Genomic DNA, 2,222 nt, shown 5'->3' on the forward strand with positions numbered 1-2,222 from the left:
AATGAAATTGCACACAAATTAAATACGCGCCCACGCAAAAGACTTGGGTATAGAACACCAACGGAGTATATTCATGCGCATCTGTAGAAAGTGTCGCACTTCAAACTTGATACTAAGCAAATTCAATAAGATAAACCAAAATTTACACCAAGTTGAATTAAGAAAACAGTCGAAATGTTGGTTAAGTGAGCCAAGAATCAACACAAACCTAAACCGTGATAAATAAGCCGCCAAAACAAAGCCCACCTTTCAGCAACAAACCAAGCTTTTGAACCAGAAAAATTCAACGAGCAAAAATATTCAGCGAACTCGACATTCTCGATTGGCTTGCCCTTTCCACACTTTTCGCCCGCTAAATTCACGACGCGCCAACGCGAAAAGCAATTGAGGCAAACAAAGAATCTTGACTGTTTTACGGGTTGAGTTGACCACGAATTTGAAGCCGAAAATGCTCATTTGCCGACAACATAAAACGAATGGCCGGAGAAATCCCAAAGATTAAACCCCTAAATTTAGCTGAGTTGCATAACGCCGCATTAAGGTGTGAGCTGCGCTCGGCTATACTTGAGCGAAGCGAAAATGCCGAGCGTTGCGAATCACTCTTAAATGCTTTGTTAAAGGTCAGTTTTCGCCTCTTCCTGAGCCTGTTTTTGAATGTTTTCTAGAACTTCCTCAGTTAACCCATACTTTGCCGCGACACTCATTGTGATCGGGTTTAGGATGTCCTCAACTTGATTGAACAACTCTATTGATTTTTCCAATCCTGTAATCATCTTATTACGCCCAGACTCGTTCATAAAATCCATAGCCTTAGCTTGGAAATAGCTATGAGCTAAGAAATTACGTTCCTTGAGAGCCTTAGCCAACAACGATTCTGTAGTCGATTGAAGTACATTTAAAGATTTTAGGTGTCCTATTAGCCTACCCATCGTCTTATCACTAACTTCCTGATCAAAGCTATCAAACTTAGCCTCCCACTCCTCTTGGGTGTGTTTAGACTTTGCCTCTCTTTCGTATAAATCACAAAAGATGAGCAACTGAATAATTGATTGTTCCACACATTGCGCACGATACATCGCTAAACCGTAATATGCGTAAACTTCTTTACAATGTTCTGATTTGTCCATACTGACCTTTAACGCCGCATTAAGGTGTGAGCGGCACTTGGTTATACTTGAGCGAAGCGAAAATGCCAAGCGTTGCGAATCACTCTTAAATGCTTTGTTAGTTGCACAATGCACACTGAATTTTTTGTTTATTTTCAGTGATATATTCGATGTCATTTAGATAGGCTTGAAGATGACCTTGCTCTATATTTTCTGCAAAGGATTCATTACCATTTTCGGCTTCACTACGCATGAACGATACTAAAGCCTGTAATCGCTGAACCATAACATCAGCCAATTGCTCTCTTTCCAATTCAGTTGCACCGTAACTATCACAGAACAACTTAGCTCTAGTCACCTGTTCTGAAATTGTGCCTAACTTATCATTGCTATCAGTTTTGAAAGGAGACCAACAATAAACTGAATATGCTAAATCCCAAATTCTTGGTGCAGGGTGCGCCGTGTCGAAGTCAAACACACCAACAACTGTATTTTCTAATAGAGCAACATTGTATGGAGTAAAGTCACCATGACAGATAACCTCGAATGGTTCCCTCGGCTCTAACATCCATCGGTGCGAATTAACATCAATTTGCTCCAAGAGTGAAACTGTTGAGTCATGTATTTTACGTAATAATTTACCCGCAGACATGAGTGCATCATTTGTTGCAATTGCGCCAGCTAGCGGATAATTGTAGGTATTACCTGCGACAAAACTCAAGATTTCTTGATTTTGATTAACACCTAAAAACCTTGGAATTTCACCTACTTTTTCTCGCTCAAGATGTTTCAAAATAATATGAACTGTAGAACTCCATGGCTGAAGAGGTCGATAGACGACTTCACCATCTCGATATATTGCAGATTCTCTTCCGCCTGATAATTCTTCCACGATATCTCCATGTGCAACTAACGCCCAATTAAGGGGTGAGCAACGCTACCACCCAACCTAAAGCATTGTACCGTAAACACTAAATTTGAAGTAGAAGCAAAAATGCCAAGCGTTGGGAATCCCTCTTAAATTGTTTGTTATGTGAATTTAGCTATGAATTCAAAGTAAACCACCGTAGAAACAAAGAAATTTTAATAAGTTACGTGCAAAAACGATGCTAACCA

General features: G+C 39.9%; 2 protein-coding genes. Both read right to left on the minus strand.

Translation table 11 applies throughout. From position 1 onward, the window contains the following. Positions 1-614: 614 nt before the first annotated feature. A complete protein-coding gene (locus HGG78_RS19095) occupies positions 615-1,127 on the minus strand; it encodes a hypothetical protein (RefSeq protein ID WP_254068264.1) in 513 nt (170 codons plus the stop codon). A 97-nt stretch (positions 1,128-1,224) separates the two neighbouring features. Next, the gene (locus tag HGG78_RS18665; protein WP_172533806.1) at positions 1,225-1,998 is read right to left on the minus strand and encodes a phosphotransferase; all 774 of its coding nucleotides are present in this window, start codon (positions 1,996-1,998) and stop codon (positions 1,225-1,227) included. Positions 1,999-2,222 lie beyond the last annotated feature (224 nt).

This window comes from Vibrio aestuarianus (assembly GCF_012395185.1).
Lineage (GTDB): Bacteria > Pseudomonadota > Gammaproteobacteria > Enterobacterales > Vibrionaceae > Vibrio > Vibrio aestuarianus.

Excerpts from the sequence above, each read along its gene's own strand:
- HGG78_RS19095 (WP_254068264.1), bottom strand. The coding sequence starts at position 1,127 with ATGGACAAATCAGAACATTGTAAAGAAGTTTACGCATATTACGGTTTA.